We start from the raw sequence: 20,265 nt of genomic DNA, 5'->3' as shown, positions 1-20,265 counted from the left end.
TTAGTTCCTCGACACCCGGCCCGTGGCGGCATCAACCGATACCGAAAAGACCTGCCCGTCGTTATTGAGGATTTTGACGCGATAGCCAGAACCACTCGATTGCACACTCAGCACTTTGCCACGGTATTGGCGCTGCGCCATAGCCACGGCCTGAACTGGGCTGTTAACCACGAGACGACGCTGTTCATGCTTAGCCCCTTGATTGCGAGATTGGTTGCGATCATCCTGTTTATCATTTCCCGCCATGCAGCTAAAGGAGAAGCACAAGCAAGCGATCAGTGGCAGTGTCAAACCAAGTTTCATATCGGGTACCCGCGAATGTTCGGCGATCTTACGTAAATAGATAGGTGGATAACTTATCGAGTCGACTAAGAATACCTTATCACCTAAACAAACGCCTAGAGATCGACCAATGGGTTAGCACAATTCCTTCAAAATTCACTGAGATAATCACGCAGGTTAGCCCTTCTTGTGAGCTGGCTGAACTGATCCACAGTGAGCGAGTCTTATCCTTAGCCCAGGCTATGCACCTTAGTGTTATTTAAGGCAGATGAATTGAGGCTGAACGTATTGTTGGCTGAATAGCAGCGGATAAATATGTTCAGCCTCTGTTCACATTGGGTGCCCTTTAATGTCATCAATTTGAACGGATTATCCATGGGGTATTCAAGATGAACACACTTAAACAAAAAGGTATGGCAGCCACAGTGAACGCCGCCTTCGTTAAGGCGATGGTATTGGCAGGCGTATTACTGGCACCGACAACGGTGAGCGCTGAGTCCATTGACGAGCCAGGCTTGGCGCCCTTTAGTGCTGCCAGTATTGGCATGACGAAAAAGGCCGATGCCGAACAAGCCGCGGAGCAAGTGCAGCAAGCCTTGAGTCTGCTGCAACAGTCGGCTCCCGCCCAAACTGTGGGTGAAGCCGCAGCGGTTGCGGTGAAGTCTTTAGCGCCGTCTTTGTCGGCAAAGCATCCGAATACCAATCGCGTACAGTTGATGGGCGCGACGCCATTGACCCGTGAACAAGTGATCGCAAAACATGCGAGTCAGCCAATCCCCAGCTCGAGTGCGGCCACTGAAGATCCCTATCGCTCCCCCGTATACCATAGTTTTGCGATTTTTGATGCCAGTAGTCGATTGTTCGAAGATTTTGATTACGATGGTTTTTATCAAACCTTTAGCGTGACATTTGATGTGGATGTGTTCGGCGTATACCTTAATGAGCGCGCCGATCTCTTTGCCGAACTGTACCTTAGCCGTAACGGCGGCCCTTGGGTGCATTACTACACTACGGATGTATTCACCATTTACGGCGACTCGACCCAGGATGATTATGAAGTGCTGACTACCCTCTACTCGGGTTATCCAACGGATCACTACGATGTGTTAATCGATGTCTATGAAGTGGGCTATAGCGATATTGTCGCGACCATTAGCGCCGACGAAACCGATGGGCTGTATGCCTTGCCGTTGGAAAGTAGTGACCGTGACCATATTGATGAAGTGATTGTGGTGGAAGAAAGTGGCGGCGCATTTTCTGTCTTGGCCTTGCTCTGTCTTGGGCTGTTGGCGGCAGTGCGCAAGCGCGAAACATGGGTTTAATACTTTGAAATATACTCTTATATAGGCCTTTATGGTATTTGGGCGGCTCATTAGCAAAGCGTTAGGTTTTTGGAGATGCAATGGATATTTCTGCGAATAAATTACTCCCAATAGATAATCTCGATGAGTACAAAATTCATTTTGCCGTTTGGAATGGCGAAGAACAGCCACTAGACGTTTTTGTTCGCGATCCTGATGAATGGAAGGGGTGGAATAGTTGGCGCGGTAGCCGTAATGACTTCAGTCGCAAGTTTATTTTCAGCTTAATTCGCTACTACCATCAAACGGATAAATGGCTTTTTGGCGGAATTTTTGAAGTCATCGAACGCAACACTGATTCATATAACGTCAAACTCGTTGCGCTTCACCAAGAGTATATCGGGCGTCTCCTCATTCACTATCCTGGCCCTGGTGTAAGAGGACGCGCTTTTTACCTCGAAAGTCATTTCAACGAATTAAAGGTCGCACAGCTGTTTGAAAAACCATTTGAGGGTGAAGCATTTTGTGGTTACGAAAATGTTGAGCATGGTTTTTCGCAGCTCGAAGCGATTATCAAGCAGAACAAATCTGACTGGAAAGCTGCCCTTGAAAACGTAAAAGGTGTCTATCTGATAGTAGATAAAAGTAATGGCAAGATGTACGTTGGTTCGGCATATGGTGATGCTGGCATTTGGTCAAGATGGGCCTGCTACATCGGTACAGGCCACGGGTGGAATGATGAACTCACAAAACTCATAAACACCAATGGCATTGCATATGCCCGTGAAAATTTTCAGTTTTCAATACTTGAGTTTCGATCTATGAGAACGGATGACCAAGTAATTCGCAACCGAGAGCAATACTGGAAGAGAGCACTTCAAACCAATGCGTTTGGCTATAACAAAAATTAAAAACTTAACCTAGCTGTCAACACTGACGCTGCGTGATAAGTCGGGCAGCGTCAGTAACTTTTACGTTAGTTTGTCCAGCGACAACTATCAGTCGGTAGGGAATTTTTGCTTTTGGTGTAAAACTCGCATCACGCGAATAATTGAACCTTCAACCCAGTAAGAAACGATCATTGAGATTTCAGGGATAATGAGTAATCGCCCTCGAATACCATCACGTTGAACGCCCATTAGTGGTTGTTCGAGTAAATTTTCTACTTTATCTTCAATGGTTTGATCAGTTTTTTCAGCTGCATCAGGGTTGAAGTCATAAAGAAACTCAAAGATCTTTTCACGATCATGTAGCGATTCTTCTTCCCATAAAATCATTGCTGATCTCGGCTACGAATCTTAGCTTTTCGTTGATTCATTCGCACTTTTGCTGAGTTATGGTCAACAAATGAAGCTCTTCCTGAGTCAAGCTTCTCAAATGCTAGGTTGACTTGTTCAGTTAACCAAGCGTCATGGGATAATGCTTTTCGTTGTTGCTCAGCCATCTGCTCAGTAAGCTCACGGCAAGCATCGCTTAGAGTGCGTCCTTGGCTCTCAGCCATTTGCTGAGCTAAGCGTTTAACTTCGTCATCAACACGAAATTGAATTCTAGTGTCCATGAGTAGCTCCTAAGTTTAAGTGAGTACAAATGTTAGCACTGACGTTAGGCAAGAGCAAGGGGTGAACAAGTCACCCTAAGGGTAGAAACATTATGACTCTCCTATAAATGCCCTCTTTTTCTCTCGGTGTTTATCTGCGGTAAATAGGGCTAGTATGGATGAGTTATTTTAACTACATGGAGAAAGACATGATTGCTCAAGGTCAAACATTACCTGCGGCCACGTTAAGCCAACTGACTAAAGATGGCATGGTAAATCATCAAGTTACCGAGCTGTTCGCGGGTAAAAAAGTGGTGTTATTTGCGGTGCCTGGCGCCTTCACACCAACCTGCTCCGAAGCGCATTTACCAGGTTATGTGGTACTGGCCGATCAGTTTAAAGCCAAAGGTGTGGATATCATCGCCTGTGTTTCTGTGAACGATGCCTTTGTGATGAAAGCATGGGGCGAAGCACAAAATGCCTCAGAACTGATGATGTTAGCCGATGGCGATGCGAGCTTTACTAAGGCGCTAGGACTCGAGATGGATACCGCAGGTTTTGGCGGTGTGCGCTCGCAGCGTTACGCCATGATCATCGATAATGGTGTAGTGACTCTACTGAATGTAGAAGAGCCAAAGTCATTCGAGGTCAGCAAAGCCGAAGTGGTGTTAGCCGCACTCTAAGCTGTTTGCTGGTATCAAAAATAACAATGGGAGTCTAGGCGCCCATTGTTATCATTGCAAAAACCTTAAGCTGCCCGTACTTGGGAGAAAGCCTGGGTATCGCCTATGCCTAAACTCATTTCTATATCTTCAACGCTCTGCTGCACTTCTTGGGCTATGACTTCACTCTGCTGTGAACTGGTTTGCGCTTGTTCTTTTAAACTATCCATAGTGCGCACAAATTCATCGAGATAATTGACTTGCTCTTTGGCATTGAGCGAGCCCTGCTTGGCGGTATTAGCCATTTCACTCGCTTGGTTTTGCACGTTTTGTGCAACTTGCCATAAACTCTGCGCCCGCAGTTTTTGGCTGCTGGTGGCCTGGGCTATACCATCGACACTCTCACCGAGGGCATGATTTGATTGGGTAAGTTGCTGCAGGATTTGCACTATCTCATTTAACGACACTTGAGTGCGTTGGCTGAGGCTTCGCACTTCATCGGCGACCACGGCAAAGCCGCGACCCTGCTCACCAGCACGGGCCGCTTCAATGGCAGCATTAAGGGCGAGTAAGTTAGTTTGCTCGGCGATATTACCAATCACATCAATGATTTTCGATACATCCGTCACTGAGTTATTTAGGCTTTCAAGGGACGAGTGGCACAGACCGACCGCAGTTTGTGTTTGCTCGGTCGCGCTCAATACCGCCTCGGCTTGTGCTTGACTCGACTGCATTTGGCGCATGGTTTCGGCGGCGCTTTGCTCAACTAATTCCGAAGTGTGGCTGACCTCATGGGCTAAGTGACGTATATGCTCAGTTTGGGTTTGAGTATCGCTCACAATAATTTGCGTATGCTCAGTATGTTGGGATAGTTGGGTGATACGAGCCACCAGTTGACTTAAGGATTGGGAAACCTTAGTCATTTGTTGGCGCTGAGTTTCGTCTTCCTGCTCGAATCTGTGCAACAATTGATTGAAATGGCCTGCAATTTGGCCCGTTTCGCAGCGGCGATTGATGTCCAAGCGTTCACGACTGTTGGACTCGCTTAATTGCATAAAGGCTTGATTAAGGCGTTTAAGGGGTTTGACGACCCGATTCTGCTGTAGGATTAAATAACCAATCGCAAACAAGGCCATAATCGAAACCATCGCATAAAGAATGACTTGTAACTCATATTTGAGTTGTTGGTTTTTGGCGGCCTGCGCATCGCCTAAACCAATAAGCTGTTGTTCCACATTGCTAATCGCTTGGACAAGTTGAGCTTGCATCTCCTGGTTGGCTTGCAGCAATTGGTGGGTATTGGCGACTTCTTTATTGTATCGATTGGCGAGGCTCAGCAGTTCACCGCGGTCACTCTCACCGATTTCAATTTGTTCTGGTTCGCTGGCACCGAGGGCAAATTCATCGGCTTCTTGCTGTTCATATACGCCGATTAAGGGGAGGGCATTTAAGCTGTCGTGCCAGTGTGTTAATTCCTTGCTGGTGCTGTCCAAAATTCCCTTGAGCTGCTGATTTTTGCCGATCAGATAGCCGTCGGTCAGTTGGGAAAGTTGATAGACGATAGAGGGTAAATCACGGCTTAACTGCAGATATTGCTCGGCGATGGCGGCATTGGTGGTTAAGCCTTTGTCGGCATAACTGCCGAGGCGACGGTTATAGTCGAGCATTTCTGACTCGGCGTGGGCGAGCAGTTGCCGCGGGTTCGCGGCGAGCTTGCCTGCGGCGCGGTATTTAGTGTCTAAATCTTGAATAAACTGGTTGAGGCCAAGCTGCAATGCATTATCGGTGGCGCCCGTGGCGGTGAGATTGAGCTCTGTGAGCTGAGTGTTAATGGTGGTGAGTTGAGCTTTAGCCTGTTCAAGTTGGCTGGCATTACCATTGGCTAAATAACCATCGAGATCGCGGCGTACACCGACGAGAAAATCCTGCTGAATGCTTTGCAATGCCTGGGTTTGTTGCTCAATCTGTTGCCGCTGATCGCTGCTCCACAACACGACGGCGGCTAATAATCCCGCCAACAATAACAACAGGGCAGAGGCAGAGAGCGACAGCGTTGAAATTTTCATTTTGCAATCTTCATAATGGACAGAGCGAGTTAACTGCACCGAGTTTATGAATTTAGCGTGACACTAATATGACAAGGCCAAGGTTGAAACTAGCTTTGTCGGCTTATGTGTAAATCTGTGATCTTGGGTTATTCCAGTGGCAACCACACCTGGGCTTTTAAGCCGCCTTCGGCGCGGTTAGAGAGTTTGATTTGCCCTTGGTGTCTATCGATAATCCGCTTGATGATAGCTAGCCCTAGCCCAGAACCGACACTGCCACGGGCGATATCACCTTGGGTAAATGGTTGAAAAAGTATGGGAATTTGTGACTCGTCTATTCCGGGGCCATTATCTTCAACACTAAAACCGATACGTTTACCATCGAATTGCGAACTGATGCGCACCCAGCCAGAACCGTAGCGGAAGGCATTTTCGACTAAATTACTCAATACCCGTTTAATGGCGAGACTCTGGAATAAGGCTTCGGGACAGTCCATAAGCGCCAACTCGATTTCACCTGCCCGATTGGCTTCTGCTTGGGCGATATCTTGAATGAGTTTATTAATTTGCCCCGGCTCGCGGCTCGCCTCCTGATCTTGGCGAATATAGGCAATAAACTGGCTGATAATGGCGTCCATATCCTCAATATCGTTGACTATACCGTCTTTAAGATATTGATCTTCCTCGACCATCATCTCGCATGCGAGGCGAATACGGGTCAGTGGCGTGCGTAAATCATGGGAAATACCCGCCATCAACAGGGCTCTATCCTGCTCCAGTTGTTTCATGCTGTGGGCCATCTGGTTGAAGGCGTTAGTCACTTCAACAATTTCACTCGAGCCCTTAAGGGGTAATGGTTCAGGAAATTCTCCGCGGGAAACCGAGATAGCGGCCCGTTGTAGCCGTCTGAGTGGGCGGTTTTGCTGGCGGGCAAACCACCAACCGCCAGCGACGCTGAGTGCACCTATCACCAATAAATAGAGGGTAAGCGGTGAAAGATCGGAGACATTCTGGCCGATAAGCGGCACTTTTATCCACACCGAAGGTGCTTGGGGCGGGCGGATCCAAATCTGTAATACACTGCCGTGGGTGACGCGCACTTCTGCTTCACCACCGAGGTACTCCGACATTTGCGATGACCAAAAACCGTAATAGGTCGCCTGTTCTATCCCCGCCTCTCTAGCCTGTTGCTGATTGTAGATCTTCATCCCATCGTCACGAACTTTGGCATTGAGGGCATCGACTATGGTCAAATGCTCGCGGCCAATATCGATACCGTCGACAAACAGCAGTTTCACTTGGCGGGCGATTAACTGGTTGATTTGCTGGTAGCTTGGCTTAAGCACATACACAGCAACCGTGAGGTAAGACACCAGCTGATTGATCAGTAACAGACAACCAATCAGCATTACGGTTTGGCTAAATGCACTGCGGGGGATTAATCGCTGCCACCACTTGAGTTTCATCGTGGGCTCAATAACCGCAGGGAATTAAGGTGGCAACGCGGCTCATCGACGCGCCGCACCATCGGGTACAAACACATAACCTAAGCCCCAAACGGTTTGAATATACCTTGGGTTTGCCGGATCTTTTTCAATCAAACGGCGCAGACGGGATACCTGCACGTCAATCGAGCGTTCCAACGCTGAATAATCGCGGCCACGGGCAAGGTTCATCAATTTATCCCGTGATAAAGGCTCCCGTGGATGGGTGACTAGCACTTTGAGCACCGCAAATTCACCGCTGGTCAGCGCGATAGCCTCGTCGCCGTGGTACATCTCGCGGGTCGCTAAATCGAGGGAGAACTCACCGAAACTGATCTCGGCTTCCTGCTGCGCCGGCGCGCCGGGGACATCTGGGGTTTGGCGGCGCATCACGGCTTTAATTCGCGCCAGTAATTCCCTTGGATTAAAGGGCTTAGGTAGATAATCGTCGGCACCTAGCTCTAGGCCAATAATGCGATCAACCTCATCGCCCTTGGCTGTTAGCATCACGATAGGGATAGGGTTTCCCTGTTGGCGTAAACGACGACAGATGGATAAGCCATCTTCGCCGGGTAACATAAGATCGAGCACCAAAAGGTGGAAGTTTTCACGTTCCAATAGCCTGTCCATCTGCTCGGCATTGGCCGCACTGCGTACCTGATAGCCTTGCTCCATCAGGTAACGCTCGAGTAACGCTCGCAGGCGCATATCATCATCAACGACGAGGATTTTCGAGGTTTCTTGTCCCATGGGATGTCCTTTAATTGCTCGGCTTACTGCTTTATGGGTGTTGCCCTAATGCAGTTAAGATTAACTAGCTGAAATTGAAAACGAATCCGCCTAATATAGCCGCATTCAGCCTAAGCGACTAGCTGATCATCTAAGCGAGTATGCGCTTAATGCTGATTATTTCCGTTCAATGTTAATACTAAGCAAATGAAATTGCATGGGAATCATTGCATTTATTCACTATGCACATGAAATTGTAACTAAATTGGCATTTTCGCTTGGGGAGAGTTGGAATGCTGTTCGATAGCTTATTAACTTTGGCTGTGAGTCTGAGTATTATCAGTCAATATTGGCCCGTTTTAATGGCGGCAATTTTATTCAACGATTGAGTCATAACATGAAAGCGCATTTGATCACCCGCCAAGGCTGGATGACCTTAGATAAAGAATTAAAATACCTGTGGAAGGAATATCGGCCGCAGATCACCCTTAAAGTGCAAGAGGCCGCTGCGCAGGGAGATCGAAGCGAGAACGCGGATTACACTTATAATAAAAGGCTTTTGCGTCAAATAGATAGTCGTGTTCGTTACCTAGTCAAGCGCCTCGAAGAGCTGAAGATTGTCGACTACTCACCCCAACAGGAAGGTAAGATTTATTTTGGCGCTTGGTTTGAACTCGAGAATGACGCCGGTGAGCGGGTACGTTATCGGATTGTCGGTAAAGATGAACTCGATACTAAACTCGGTTATATCACTATCGATTCCCCCATGGCGCGGGCGCTTATCGGTAAGCAAGTCGATGATGAGGTGGTAGTGCAAACCCCTTCAGGCCCAAAAGAATGGTATATCAACGAGATCCGTTACACGCCATTCGAATCACCCTTAGCCGGCGAAACAGATTAACCCTGTGATAGTCGGCGTGCCAAGGCCAAAGCGTTCGAAAATCATCGTCCAGAAGTTTAAACTCTGTGATTTGACGCTGGCTTTAGCATGAAATTGATCCTGCGCCTGTGGTATCTTGGGCGCAATCATGACCCATACAACCCGTTAGGCGCGACATTTTATTTATGCAAACTAATGCCCATAACTCTGTCCATAACATCGCTCACACTATCGCCCAAGAACTGAATGTTCGTGAGCAACAAGTTAGCGCAACCATTAGCCTACTCGACGATGGCGCTACGGTTCCCTTCATTGCCCGTTACCGAAAAGAAGCCACAGGTGGTTTAGACGATACGCAGCTGCGTACCTTGTACACGCGTTTAGGTTACCTGCGGGAACTGAATGATCGCCGGCAAGTGATTTTGTCTAGCATTCAGGCGCAGGGGAAATTAACCGCACAGTTACAACAGGATATCGATAACGCCGACAGTAAAACGCGCCTCGAAGATCTCTATTTACCCTTCAAGCCTAAGCGCCGTACTAAGGGACAAATTGCCATAGAGGCGGGTCTTGAACCATTAGCCGATGCGCTGCTTGGGGATCGCAATGCCGATACTGAGGCGATGGCGACGGGTTATTTGGATGTGGAAGCGGGCTTTGGCGATATTAAAGCTGTGCTCGAAGGCGCCCGTTATATTTTGATGGAACGCTACGCTGAAGATGCCGAGCTATTGCGTAAAATACGTGAACACTTGAGCCAAAACAGTGTGTTAGAAAGCCGTGTTATCGCTGGCAAAGAGAAAGAAGGCGCGAAATTCCGCGATTATTTCGAGCACACTGAGCCTTTGGCAAAGGTGCCTTCACACCGCGCCTTGGCCATGTTACGGGGTCGAAATGAAGGCTTCTTAGCTTTATCTATGAATGCCGATCCCGGCGCTGAAGCGGGTCAAGGTAGTTACTGCGAAGTGATTATCAGTGATCATTTAGGACTGAAATTAGGTGATAGCAGCGTTGATCAATGGTTGAAAACCGTGGTGACGGCGACATGGCGTATTAAGATCGCCCTGCAAATGGAAACCGAGTTTATCTCGCAGATGCGTGAACGCGCCGAAGCCGAAGCGATTAAAGTGTTTGCCCGTAATTTAGGGGATTTACTGATGGCGCCGCCTGCGGGTGCTAAAGCGACCATGGGGCTCGACCCCGGTTTACGTACCGGTGTGAAAGTGGCCGTGGTCGATAACACCGGTAAATTGGTGGCACATACGACTATTTTCCCCCATGCGCCACAAAATTTATGGGACAAATCCATTCGAACCCTCGCTAACTTAGTGCAGATGCATAAGGTGGAGTTGATTGCGATTGGTAACGGTACGGCTTCGCGGGAAACCGACAAGCTGGCCGCCGAATTGATTGCTAGCGTTAAAGAGTCTCAGCCACAGTTGACCAAAGTGATAGTCAGTGAAGCGGGCGCTTCTGTGTATTCGGCGTCAGAGCTGGCGGCGTTGGAGTTTCCAGATCTGGACGTTTCTATTCGCGGCGCCGTGTCTATCGCCCGTCGTCTACAGGATCCGCTGGCCGAGTTAGTGAAAATCGAGCCTAAATCGATCGGCGTGGGGCAGTATCAGCACGATGTTAGCCAGAGCCAGTTATCTAGCTCACTCGAAGCCGTGGTGGAAGACTGTGTAAACGGTGTGGGTGTGGATCTCAATATGGCCTCTGTGCCCTTATTGGCGCAAGTGGCGGGTTTAAACAAGACATTAGCGAAAAATGTGGTCGATTACCGCGATGCCAATGGCCAGTTTACCAACCGTAAAGAGTTACTTAAAGTGCCGCGTTTAGGGCCTAAGGCCTATGAGCAAGCGGCGGGCTTTTTGCGTATCCGCGAAGGTAGCAATCCACTCGATGCCTCTTCAGTGCACCCCGAGGCCTATTCGCTAGTCGAAACCATAGCTAAGACTAAACAGGTGGAGCTGGCGAGTCTTATCGGCAACTCGGATCTGCTGCGAAGCATTAACGCCAAGGAGTTTATTACCCCCGAGTTTGGTTTGCCGACCGTAACGGATATTTTAGCCGAGCTGGATAAGCCTGGGCGCGACCCCCGCGGTGAGTTTAAAACCGCTAAATTTAAGGATGGGGTTGAGGAGCTTAAGGATCTAAAACCTGAGATGATCTTAGAAGGTGTGGTCACTAACGTGACTAACTTTGGCGCCTTTGTCGATATTGGCGTGCATCAGGATGGAATGGTGCATATCTCTTCACTGACCGACAAATTTATCAGCGACCCACATACCGTGGTGAAAGCCGGTGATGTAGTGAAAGTGAAAGTGATGGAGGTGGATGTCGAGCGCCGCCGTATCGGCCTGAGTATGCGTCTGGATGAAGCGATAGATCAGAGCAAGTCGCAGCCAAGACCCCATAACCCAGCAAAGACGCATAATGGTAAAGCCCCGCAATCGGCAAAACCTGCTGCGCGTCCCGCCCAAAAGCCTGCGCCTAAAGCGCCAGCTAATGCGGCCATGGGTAACGCCTTTGCCGATGCCTTCGCTAAACTGAAAAAGTAAACGACAGTGTCAGACTCGGACAGACCTGTGTCCGAGTCGACATTTTCTACCCGCAAGTCATAAAATTGTTGCGTTTTTGCTGCCATCGAGACTATAAAAGGCGGCAATTTAATGCAACCTTAAGCTAAATAGGTTGTCATAGGACGACTTCTTCCTAGGTTTTCTTCAAATAGACACTCCAAAGCTGAGTGGAAATTGATTGTTTTGGGGTAATACATGCTGTCAGGTTTATCTACTCGCGGACGTCAGGGCGCCCACGGGCCTTTTCGCGCCATTTTCATTTTTTGTCTATTGGTTCTGTTGATTGCAAGTGCAAGTCGTATCGGTTTAGGCCTATGGCAAGCAGAACGGGTAAGCGCGGTCGACGGCTGGTCACACCTGTTAATCCAAGGTTTGCGCGTCGATATAGCGACTCTGTGTTGGCTGTGGGGTATTGCAGCCCTTGGGACTGCGTTGTTTTCTGGTGATCATCTTATTGGCCGAGTTTGGCAACCGATCCTAAGGCTGTGGTTGACGCTTGGACTGTGGGTCATGCTCTTCCTCGAGGTATCGACGCCAGCCTTTATTGAAGAATACGGCATTCGTCCGAATCGTTTGTATGTGGAATACCTGATTTACCCTAAAGAAGTGATTTCCATGTTATGGGCGGGGCGCAAACTCGAACTGATTTTCTCCGTGCTATTAACGATAGGCCCACTTTGGGGTGGCTGGGTTTTAAGCGGTAAGCTTACGAAAAATATCCGTTTTCCACGTTGGTATTGGCGCCCTGTGATGGCGGTACTTGTTATTGCCGTGACGCTATTAGGGGCCCGTTCAACCTTAGGCCATAGACCGATTAACCCCGCTATGGTGGCCTTTGCCGACGACCCATTAGTGAACTCGTTAGTGATTAACTCAGCCTATTCATTAGTGTTTGCTATCAAACAGATGGGTAGTGAAGAAGATGCATCAAAAGTGTATGGCAAACTCGATAATGCCGAGATTATCGCCACTATCAGGCAGGAAAGTGGTCGCCCCGAGAGTGCCTTTACCTCAACGGATATCCCGTCGCTGAGCTTTAACCAAGCGAGTTACACCGGTAAGCCCAAAAACTTAGTGATCCTATTGCAAGAAAGTTTAGGCGCTCGCTTTGTGGGTAGCTTAGGCGGATTGCCCCTGACACCGAATATCGATGCCCTATCGAAGGAAGGCTGGTATTTCGATAATTTATACGCAACGGGCACTCGCTCCGTTCGCGGTATAGAAGCGGTAACAACGGGCTTTACCCCCACACCCGCGCGCGCCGTTGTGAAACTGGGTAAGAGTCAAACTGGCTTTTTTACCATAGCAGAACTACTTAAAAATCATGGTTATACCACCCAATTTATCTATGGTGGTGAAAGCCATTTCGATAATATGCGCAGCTTCTTCTTGGGTAACGGTTTTAGCGATATCATAGACCAAAAGGACTATAAATCTCCCGCCTTTGTCGGTTCCTGGGGGGCCTCTGACGAAGACTTAATGCGTAAGGCGAATAGCGAGTTTGAACGTCTACACAGTGAAGGTAAGCCATTCTTTAGTTTAGTGTTTAGCTCGAGTAACCACGATCCGTTTGAATTTCCAGATGAACGTATCGAGCTTTACGAACAACCTAAGCAAACCCGTAATAACGCGGCGAAATATGCCGATTATGCGATTGGGGAGTTTTTCAAACTCGCTAAAAATGCCGACTACTGGAAGGACACTATTTTTATTGTGGTTGCCGACCATGACAGCCGAGTGGGCGGGGCAGACTTAGTGCCCGTATCGCGCTTTCGTATTCCTGGGCTAATCCTCGGGGATACGATTCAACCTAAGCGCGATCACCGCATTGTCAGTCAAATTGATTTACCACCAACTTTGCTATCTTTAATTGGTATTTCAGATTCTTACCCTATGCTCGGCCGCGATCTGACCCAAGTGAGCGACGATTGGCCGGGGCGCGCGTTAATGCAATACGATAAAAACTTCGCCCTGATGGAAGGTAAAGATGTGGTTGTTTTGCAACCCGAAAAAGAGCCTCAAGGTTTCAAATATGACGAAAAAACAGAGCAGTTAACGCCCAATCCACCCTCCGCCCACGCCCTTGAGACAAAGGCCCTAAGCTGGGCATTGTGGGGCAGTTTAGCCTACCAGCAAGAGCTATATCGCCTAGCTAACTAATGGAGTAAAAAAACAATGCCGCTAAATAGCGGCATTGTTGTGTTTTTAAAACCTATTAAATCCACGCTGACATGGCGGGTTCTTGTTCTGGCTGGGTCTGTTGTTGGTAAAACTGGCCGATACGCTGTCCGAGCTGCTGATAAAACTGAGGGGATTCGCCTTGGATGGACTGGCGAGTTGGGTTATTGCTCGCTTGGGTATTGGCGCTAGCGTAATTTATCGGGCTTTGACCCACCTTTAAGCGGATATCTTTTCGCTGTAGTGCTGCTTGACCGCGAGCCGCTATTTTCAAGGTTTTAGGTTGCACTCGTTCAGCAACGGCGATAACGGCCTTTTTTTCCTGCTGTTGCTGGCCTTGTTGTTGTGAGGATTGCTGTTGCTGCTGTTTTTCTTGGATCTGTTGTTGGCTGTGCTCGAGTAAGCGTGCCTGTTGCTGGGCTTGTTCCGCTGTGCGTTCATTCTGTGGATTGAAGGCGCGTTCTTCGTGGCCCTTAGTGGCGGCTTGGGGAGGAATGACCACTGGCTTGAGTTGGTTGTCGACCCGAGCCGTGTCCGTAGCGACATTAGTGGTCGCTAACGGGACTTGGGGGTAGTTACTGACAACTAACATGGAAAACTCCTTGGAGCACTAATGGTTAAATACTAGCCATTAATTGCTCAAAGATAAAGCGCTAGAGTGTCTGCTGAGCTAACCAAGGTAAAAAAGCCTGTAAAAATTCATCTCTATGGGAAATAAAGGGAGCGTGGGAGGCTTTGGCTAATATCACATCCTCTATTTGAGTCGCCGTTGGCATCTTAGGTTGTACACGTTTAGGTACGAGTCCATCGAGCCGCCCCCAGATCCGCAGCCAAGGTTGTTCTATGGCTGGTATTTGGGGTCTTAAGTCTATTCCTGCAAGCATTTCAATACCTTGAGTTAAAGCTGTGGCATGGGGCAAGGGGCGCGCGAGGACGAGATCCCGCAGTAATTTTATGTCCTCTTTGGCGGTTTCGCTGCCCATGGCTTGGATGGCTAAGAAGCGTTCTATGGTGCGAGGCAGGTTTTGCCCGAGTTGTTCGCCAAATTGATGCAGCACTTCGGATGGGATCCCCGGCCATGCTTCGTCTTCCCTTGCCATAAAACAAGGGGATGAGGCTATAGTCACCAGAGCTTTTATATGTGAGGGATGACTGAGTGCCACCTGAGTTGCCACTAACCCTCCCAATGACCAACCCGCCCAAATTGCCTGTGGGGGCAGAGCCTGTATTAACGCCTCGATCCAATCTGATAGTCCGCCTGCAATGGGCTGACTTAGTCCAAAGCCCGGCAGATCGACGTAGTGCACCCTATAATCAGAGAGCGACTCCTGCAACGGCGTAAACACGGCACTGTTAACGCCCCAACCGTGGAGCATCACCACATCAGGCCCTTGGCCTCTGGTGTCAATATGCACATAGGGTTGACGTGTGTGGGTCACTTGGTTCACTCGATGCCTCTAAAATCAATTAGGATAAATTTATGCCGCGCGATAACAAAGGGATTTGGTCGCAGGATGGAACTCGATTACTGCGTTTAGTGTATCGCATAGTTGCAACTTGGTTGGCGGGCAGTTTACCTAACCGTTGTCTGCTGTGCCACCAATCCATACAAGCGCCCGATTCGGGGATTTGTGCTACTTGCCTGCAAACCTGTCTTTACCACGGTCCGATTTGCCTTGGCTGTGGTAAGTCAATGCAGTTACAAGTGGATTACTGCGGTGAATGCCTGAAGCGTCAACCGCGTAAAGTGGTCGCCCCCTGTAGTTATCACCAAGGGCTGGGTACTTGGATAGGTGCGATTAAGTATCAAGGGCAACTCGCAGCCTTACCCGTGTTGTGCCGCGCTTTAGTGGCGAGAATTTATCTCCTCGAACAGCAAGGTTTATTAACGCTTCCACAGGCGCTTGTACCTGTACCATTGCATCCAAAACGTTTGAGACAGCGGGGATTTAACCAAGCTTGGTTGATTGCCCATGAATTATCGCAACTCCTGCGGTTGCCCTTAGTGGATGGGGGATTAACACGCCGGCAAGACACGCGCCCGCAGGCGGGGCTTTCGGGGGCGCAGCGACGACGCAACTTACATGATGCCTTTATGTTAGCGGATGATTTTGCGTTCCAGCGTATTGCCTTGGTGGATGACGTAGTGACAACTGGGACTACGGTCGCTGAAATTGCCCGACTATTCGAGGCCCGCTATGTGCATGTTCAGGTGTGGTGTCTGGCAAGGGCGGAAGCGCCAGGTTTGTTGGATGATCTCGATAATGGAGAATGAGAATGTGTGTAACGGCGATGAATACCGGCTCAAGTGACTGTCTTAGTAGCATTATTCGATTTTAATAGGTTGCGCCTTTATCCTTTAGTTCGTCCAAATCACTCAGTCAAATCGTGATCACTATGGCAAAAATCCACAAACTTGCTATCCAAGGGACTACAAAGCAAAGGTGAGTCGGAGTATCATACGGCTAATTCTTACTAAAACACTCAGGTATCCCCTGACGGAGCAGGTTTTCATGATTACTATTTCCGATGCGGCCCAAGCCCATTTTGTTAAGTTGTTAGCCGATCAACCTGAAGGCACTCATATTCGTGTGTTTGTGATAAGCCCTGGCACCGCTCAAGCTGAGTGTGGTGTGTCCTATTGTCCACCGGATGCGGTTGAAAGTGATGATATTGAACTCGAGTTCAATGGCTTTAACGCTATGGTCGATGAGAAGAGTGCGCCTTTCCTTGAAGAAGCGACCATTGACTTTGTAACTGACCAACTCGGCTCACAGCTCACGCTTAAAGCGCCTAATGCGAAAATGCGTAAAGTGTCAGGTGATGCGCCCCTTGTTGAGCGTATCGAGTATGTGATTCAATCTGAAATCAATCCTCAGCTTGCTAGCCACGGCGGTAATATCATGCTGGTGGAGATCACCAAAGAAGGCGTAGCCGTACTGCAGTTTGGTGGTGGTTGTAACGGTTGTTCACAAGTAGATATCACCTTAAAGGATGGTATCGAAAAACAACTGTTAGACATGTTCCCCGGTGAATTGACGGGTGTGCGTGACGTGACAGATCACCAGCATGGTGAGCATTCTTACGCTTAATCTAGCTGATTAATTTTCAATAAAAAACGCGACTTAAGAGTCGCGTTTTTTTATGCCTAGCTTTTCACTTTAGTGACTTTGAAGCGTTTAAGCGTTAAGTTATCGCTGGGTTTTGAGGTTATCGGCGAGGAACTTATCTAGTGCCTTAAAGGTGGCAAGGCGGTGATCATTATTGCTCAGATAATGATCGCCATTATCTAACTCAATATACTCTACTGGTTTTTTCAGCGATTTGAGTTCGTCATACATTTCGCGGCTATGTTCAACCTTGACTATCCTGTCCTTATCGCCATGTAGCAACAATACTGGGATATTGATATTGGCCGCTTTGCTAATCGGTGAGCGTTCATAGAGTGCATCGAGATCGCTGCCTATTTGCTCTTTAACCACTTCATAGTTGGTATGTCTGCGGCTGGATTTGACTAGGTAGGCCACATCGGTAACGCCCGCAACGCTCACGGCGCAGCGGTAGAGATCGGGGGTCATGGCTGCACCCATTAAGGCCGCGTAACCACCGTAACTGGCTCCAACAATGCAGATACGTTTAGGATCGCTAATACCTTGATCGATAAGGTATCGAGTCCCATCTTCGACGTCGTTTTGCATCTCCAGTCCCCAGCTTTTCAATCCGGCTTTCATAAATTCATAGCCGTACCCCGCCGAGCCCCTAAAATTCATCCGAAAGACAGCGTAACCGCGATTGGCGAAAAACTGTGCCCAATAGTCGAAGTCATTGCTGTCGTAACTGATGGGACCGCCGTGGGGGAAAATAATCGTCGGCAGTTGTTTGGCTTCGAGTCCCTTTGGCACTGTGAGGTAGGCATTAATTTTGAGCTTATCCCTTGCCTCATAGGTTAGATATTGGGTCTCTGCGAGCAATTCACTGTTGAGCTGGTTGTATCTGTTCGCTATGGGATAGAGCGATTTTGCATCCCTATCGCCGAAATAATAAGTGCCGGGCTCGGTCGAGCTAGTGGAATACACTAAGTAGCGGCGCTCATCGGCACTGAATTGGGTAATATAGTTGCGGGCGTTAGGCAACACGGCTTTGAGGCCATTCTGCAGGCCAGCATATTCCTTGTCCCAAAAGGTATACTCTTCGCCGTCACCCTCGCTTATTCCAATCACTTTTTGTTTCAGAGTGGAATAAAGCAATTCGCCTTCGACGTCGGTTTCTTCATTGGCGTAGACCAACTCTTTGGTGAGCTTAGGGTCGGTCAGGTTCACTTTAAAAATGGCTTCGAAACCATTGTGATAGGCGCGAACGTAGAGAATATTAGGATCGGCATCGAAACCTAAGGGCCAGACACTGTCTTCAGCGAAGGCTTTAAAGGTCCAGAGCAAGCGTGAATCACTCTTCTGCTCTGGCTGTTCATAAATACGGTACTCAGTCTCATCGTTATAGATAGAAATGCGGACCTTATGCTGCCTGTCGGTAATCCAACCTATGACATGATTTTTCGCATTTTGAATATATGTGGATTTTCCCTGCGCTAGATTGATTTTCAGCACACTTTCTTGGCCCACACTTTCACCCATACCATCTAAAGAGAGTAAAAAATTATCGGGGTCATCGGGCATAAGATCGATAATTTGCCCCTGATGCTGTGGGATCCAACTGAGGCGCTCTAAGATACTGTTAGCGAGCACATTTGCGGTCTTTTTCGTCGTCAAATCATACTTTACGAGGCGGGTTTCTATCGTGGGCGTGCCGTAACGGTTGGCCGGAAACTTAGCTTTGATCAGTAAGGTATTATCATTTGCCCACAGGAGTGACTGGATGACAAATTTTTGGTTATCCGTATGAATGGCATAGTTTTTCTCTCCCGTATTTAAATCGAGAATACTCACCACAGTTCCCTTGAGTTTAGGGAGTTCGACACGAACAACCGAGGCGACTTTTTGGCCATTAGGGGAGAGTTGTACTGAGCTAACATCTGGGATGCTGGCAAAGGCTTCGACGGGTAATAGGGGAGCAGAGTCGGCAAAAGTAGGGTTGCAGAGCAACAGGCAGAGCAGGGAAAAAATCCTTTTCATGATTGAGCTACATTTTAGTTACAGTTGTAAGAGTCGCATCATAATGATTTTAGAATGAGTAAACCACTGTCTTTACAGATTTATTTAGTCAAAAAGGCGTTGCTGAAATAATAGTGTCCACCCAGTGTGAGGCTTCTTGTTAGCATAAAGGCGCTCATCGCGGCCCAGAGGGCATGGTTACCTTGTTCTGGTAATAATAGTTGCTGCAGTACATACCATGTTGGGAAAAACGCGCCGAAGGTGGCGAGTATCATGCTATTACGCATCACTTTGCCTTTAGCGGCGCCTATGTAAACTCCATCGAATAAATAGGAACTAAATGACCATAAAGGTAAAAATATCAGCCAGATAAGATAGGTCTGCGCCGTGGCTCTGACCTCATTAATGCTGGTCAATAAGGCGATAATTTGATTGCCAAAAAGACTGAATACGGCGCAGAACCCTAGCGCCGTTATGGCAGACCAACTCCAGGCTAAGATCACTGCCTCCCTCAATTGTTCCGCCTGTTTTTGCCCATAGGCTCGGCCCACTTCTGCCTCGGCATAGTAGGCTATACCATCCAGCGCGTAGGAGATTAACAGCAGTAAATTGAGTAATACCGCATTGGCGGCAACGGTATTATCACCTAGACCTGCGCCATGAAAAGTCATAAAGGCAAAGGCCGCCTGCAAGCAGAGACTACGGACAAAAATATCGGTATTGAGCCTCAGTAATTTGCCATAACCCGTCAGGGTAACATGGGGTAATAGCTGGGATAGTTGAAAGCCTGAGACGCGCTTGAGTTGTTGCAACACCATAGTGAGTGCGACTGAGAAAGCGGTGATATCGGCAAAGACCGAGGCGAGGGCTGCGCCTTTAACTCCCCAGCCTAAGCCGAGGACAAACACCACATCGAGCACAATATTGGCAAGGTTGGCTAAAATCAGCTGCCACATGGCGGCTTTAGGTTGTTGTCGCCCTAAGAGCCAACCTAACATCACTAAATTGAGTAGGGCGAAGGGCGTTGACCAAATCCGTACCTGAAAATATTCGCGGCAATAGCGCTCGACCTCGCTACTCGCTTCGGATAATCCCAGCGCTAAATGCAATATCGGGGCCTGCAACGCGATAACGCTAAGCCCCAATAACATCGCTAGCATAGCGCCTTGGACTAAGAGTTTGTGCTGGGCGTGAAGATCGTCAGCACCAAAGGCCTGGGCGACTAAACCCGTGGTCGCCATACGCAAAAATCCCAATAACCAAATGATTAATGTGATAATCGTTGACCCGACGGCGACTCCCCCTAAATAATAAGCGTCACTCAGATGGCCTATGACCGCCGTATCGACTAAGCCCAACAGTGGGATAGTGATATTGGAGAGTATCATCGGCAGAGCGAGGGCGAGTAACTGGCGATTTTTAGCGCCGTTACGCATAAGGTCGAGCCAAGTTGATTTAGCAGTATTCATTAATTTCA

General features: G+C 48.5%; 18 protein-coding genes. 8 read left to right on the top strand and 10 right to left on the bottom strand.

Annotated features, from left to right (window positions below; all coding sequences use genetic code 11):
* Nucleotides 1-303, bottom strand: a complete 303-nt coding sequence (locus MJO46_RS12215; protein ID WP_253989524.1) for a PepSY domain-containing protein — start codon at nucleotides 301-303, stop codon at nucleotides 1-3.
* 368 nt (nucleotides 304-671) lie between these two features.
* Between MJO46_RS12215 and MJO46_RS12210 the strand changes: the two genes are divergently transcribed.
* A complete protein-coding gene (locus MJO46_RS12210; protein WP_253989523.1) occupies nucleotides 672-1,604 on the top strand; it encodes a choice-of-anchor H family protein in 933 nt (310 codons plus the stop codon).
* Nucleotides 1,605-1,684: 80 nt separating this feature from the next.
* The gene (locus tag MJO46_RS12205; protein ID WP_253989522.1) at nucleotides 1,685-2,494 is read left to right on the top strand and encodes a GIY-YIG nuclease family protein; all 810 of its coding nucleotides are present in this window, start codon (nucleotides 1,685-1,687) and stop codon (nucleotides 2,492-2,494) included.
* An 87-nt stretch (nucleotides 2,495-2,581) separates the two neighbouring features.
* Here MJO46_RS12205 and MJO46_RS12200 read toward each other — a convergent pair whose 3' ends face one another.
* On the bottom strand, nucleotides 2,582-2,860 hold the full coding sequence (locus tag MJO46_RS12200) for a type II toxin-antitoxin system RelE/ParE family toxin (protein ID WP_253989521.1): 279 nt from the start codon (nucleotides 2,858-2,860) through the stop codon (nucleotides 2,582-2,584).
* Nucleotides 2,857-3,141 (bottom strand): type II toxin-antitoxin system RelB/DinJ family antitoxin, encoded by a 285-nt coding sequence (locus MJO46_RS12195; protein ID WP_253989520.1) that lies wholly within the window; start codon nucleotides 3,139-3,141, stop codon nucleotides 2,857-2,859. The genes MJO46_RS12200 and MJO46_RS12195 overlap by 4 nt, the downstream gene beginning before the upstream one ends.
* Nucleotides 3,142-3,329: 188 nt before the next feature.
* Here MJO46_RS12195 and MJO46_RS12190 point away from each other — a divergent pair, with 188 nt between their 5' ends.
* On the top strand, nucleotides 3,330-3,803 hold the full coding sequence (locus tag MJO46_RS12190) for a peroxiredoxin (RefSeq protein WP_253989541.1): 474 nt from the start codon (nucleotides 3,330-3,332) through the stop codon (nucleotides 3,801-3,803).
* A 65-nt stretch (nucleotides 3,804-3,868) separates the two neighbouring features.
* Here the strand turns inward: MJO46_RS12190 and MJO46_RS12185 are convergent, their stop codons facing one another.
* From MJO46_RS12185 to ompR, 3 genes are all read right to left on the bottom strand, one after another.
* Nucleotides 3,869-5,848 carry a methyl-accepting chemotaxis protein gene (locus MJO46_RS12185; protein ID WP_253989519.1) on the bottom strand — a complete coding sequence of 660 codons (1,980 nt, stop codon included), beginning with the start codon at nucleotides 5,846-5,848 and terminating at the stop codon, nucleotides 3,869-3,871.
* Nucleotides 5,849-5,976: 128 nt separating this feature from the next.
* Nucleotides 5,977-7,293 carry a two-component system sensor histidine kinase EnvZ gene (gene envZ / locus MJO46_RS12180; protein WP_253989518.1) on the bottom strand — a complete coding sequence of 439 codons (1,317 nt, stop codon included), beginning with the start codon at nucleotides 7,291-7,293 and terminating at the stop codon, nucleotides 5,977-5,979.
* Nucleotides 7,294-7,335: 42 nt separating this feature from the next.
* Nucleotides 7,336-8,061 (bottom strand): two-component system response regulator OmpR, encoded by a 726-nt coding sequence (gene ompR, locus MJO46_RS12175; RefSeq protein ID WP_007652054.1) that lies wholly within the window; start codon nucleotides 8,059-8,061, stop codon nucleotides 7,336-7,338.
* Between the two features lie 376 nt (nucleotides 8,062-8,437).
* Here ompR and greB point away from each other — a divergent pair, with 376 nt between their 5' ends.
* The 3 genes from greB (at nucleotide 8,438) to MJO46_RS12160 (ending at nucleotide 13,662) form a co-directional block, all read left to right on the top strand.
* On the top strand, nucleotides 8,438-8,941 hold the full coding sequence (greB, locus tag MJO46_RS12170; RefSeq protein ID WP_253989517.1) for a transcription elongation factor GreB: 504 nt from the start codon (nucleotides 8,438-8,440) through the stop codon (nucleotides 8,939-8,941).
* Between the two features lie 164 nt (nucleotides 8,942-9,105).
* Nucleotides 9,106-11,481 carry a Tex family protein gene (locus tag MJO46_RS12165; RefSeq protein ID WP_253989516.1) on the top strand — a complete coding sequence of 792 codons (2,376 nt, stop codon included), beginning with the start codon at nucleotides 9,106-9,108 and terminating at the stop codon, nucleotides 11,479-11,481.
* Nucleotides 11,482-11,697: 216 nt separating this feature from the next.
* Nucleotides 11,698-13,662, top strand: a complete 1,965-nt coding sequence (locus MJO46_RS12160) for an LTA synthase family protein (protein ID WP_253989515.1) — start codon at nucleotides 11,698-11,700, stop codon at nucleotides 13,660-13,662.
* A gap of 55 nt (nucleotides 13,663-13,717) precedes the next feature.
* On the opposite strand, the gene MJO46_RS12155 is transcribed toward MJO46_RS12160, so the two are convergent.
* Nucleotides 13,718-14,272 carry a hypothetical protein gene (locus MJO46_RS12155; protein ID WP_253989514.1) on the bottom strand — a complete coding sequence of 185 codons (555 nt, stop codon included), beginning with the start codon at nucleotides 14,270-14,272 and terminating at the stop codon, nucleotides 13,718-13,720.
* Nucleotides 14,273-14,333: 61 nt separating this feature from the next.
* Nucleotides 14,334-15,128 carry a pimeloyl-ACP methyl ester esterase BioH gene (gene bioH / locus MJO46_RS12150; protein ID WP_253989513.1) on the bottom strand — a complete coding sequence of 265 codons (795 nt, stop codon included), beginning with the start codon at nucleotides 15,126-15,128 and terminating at the stop codon, nucleotides 14,334-14,336.
* 32 nt (nucleotides 15,129-15,160) lie between these two features.
* Here bioH and MJO46_RS12145 point away from each other — a divergent pair, with 32 nt between their 5' ends.
* On the top strand, nucleotides 15,161-15,955 hold the full coding sequence (locus MJO46_RS12145; RefSeq protein ID WP_253989512.1) for a ComF family protein: 795 nt from the start codon (nucleotides 15,161-15,163) through the stop codon (nucleotides 15,953-15,955).
* Between the two features lie 238 nt (nucleotides 15,956-16,193).
* Nucleotides 16,194-16,772, top strand: coding sequence for a Fe-S biogenesis protein NfuA (gene nfuA, locus MJO46_RS12140; protein WP_253989511.1), 579 nt, complete (start codon nucleotides 16,194-16,196; stop codon nucleotides 16,770-16,772).
* Nucleotides 16,773-16,871: 99 nt separating this feature from the next.
* On the opposite strand, the gene MJO46_RS12135 is transcribed toward nfuA, so the two are convergent.
* Both MJO46_RS12135 and MJO46_RS12130 read right to left on the bottom strand, forming a co-directional pair.
* Entirely contained in the window at nucleotides 16,872-18,809 is a 1,938-nt protein-coding gene (locus MJO46_RS12135) for a S9 family peptidase (RefSeq protein WP_253989510.1), read from the bottom strand.
* 80 nt (nucleotides 18,810-18,889) lie between these two features.
* Complete coding sequence (locus MJO46_RS12130) at nucleotides 18,890-20,257, bottom strand: MATE family efflux transporter (RefSeq protein WP_253989509.1); 1,368 nt, start codon at nucleotides 20,255-20,257, stop codon at nucleotides 18,890-18,892.
* Nucleotides 20,258-20,265 lie beyond the last annotated feature (8 nt).

The organism is Shewanella sp. KJ2020, assembly GCF_024197625.1.
Taxonomy (GTDB): Bacteria; Pseudomonadota; Gammaproteobacteria; order Enterobacterales; family Shewanellaceae; genus Shewanella.
Note: the sequence above shows the minus strand (reverse complement) of the source record. Positions and strands in the feature narration are given on the sequence as shown.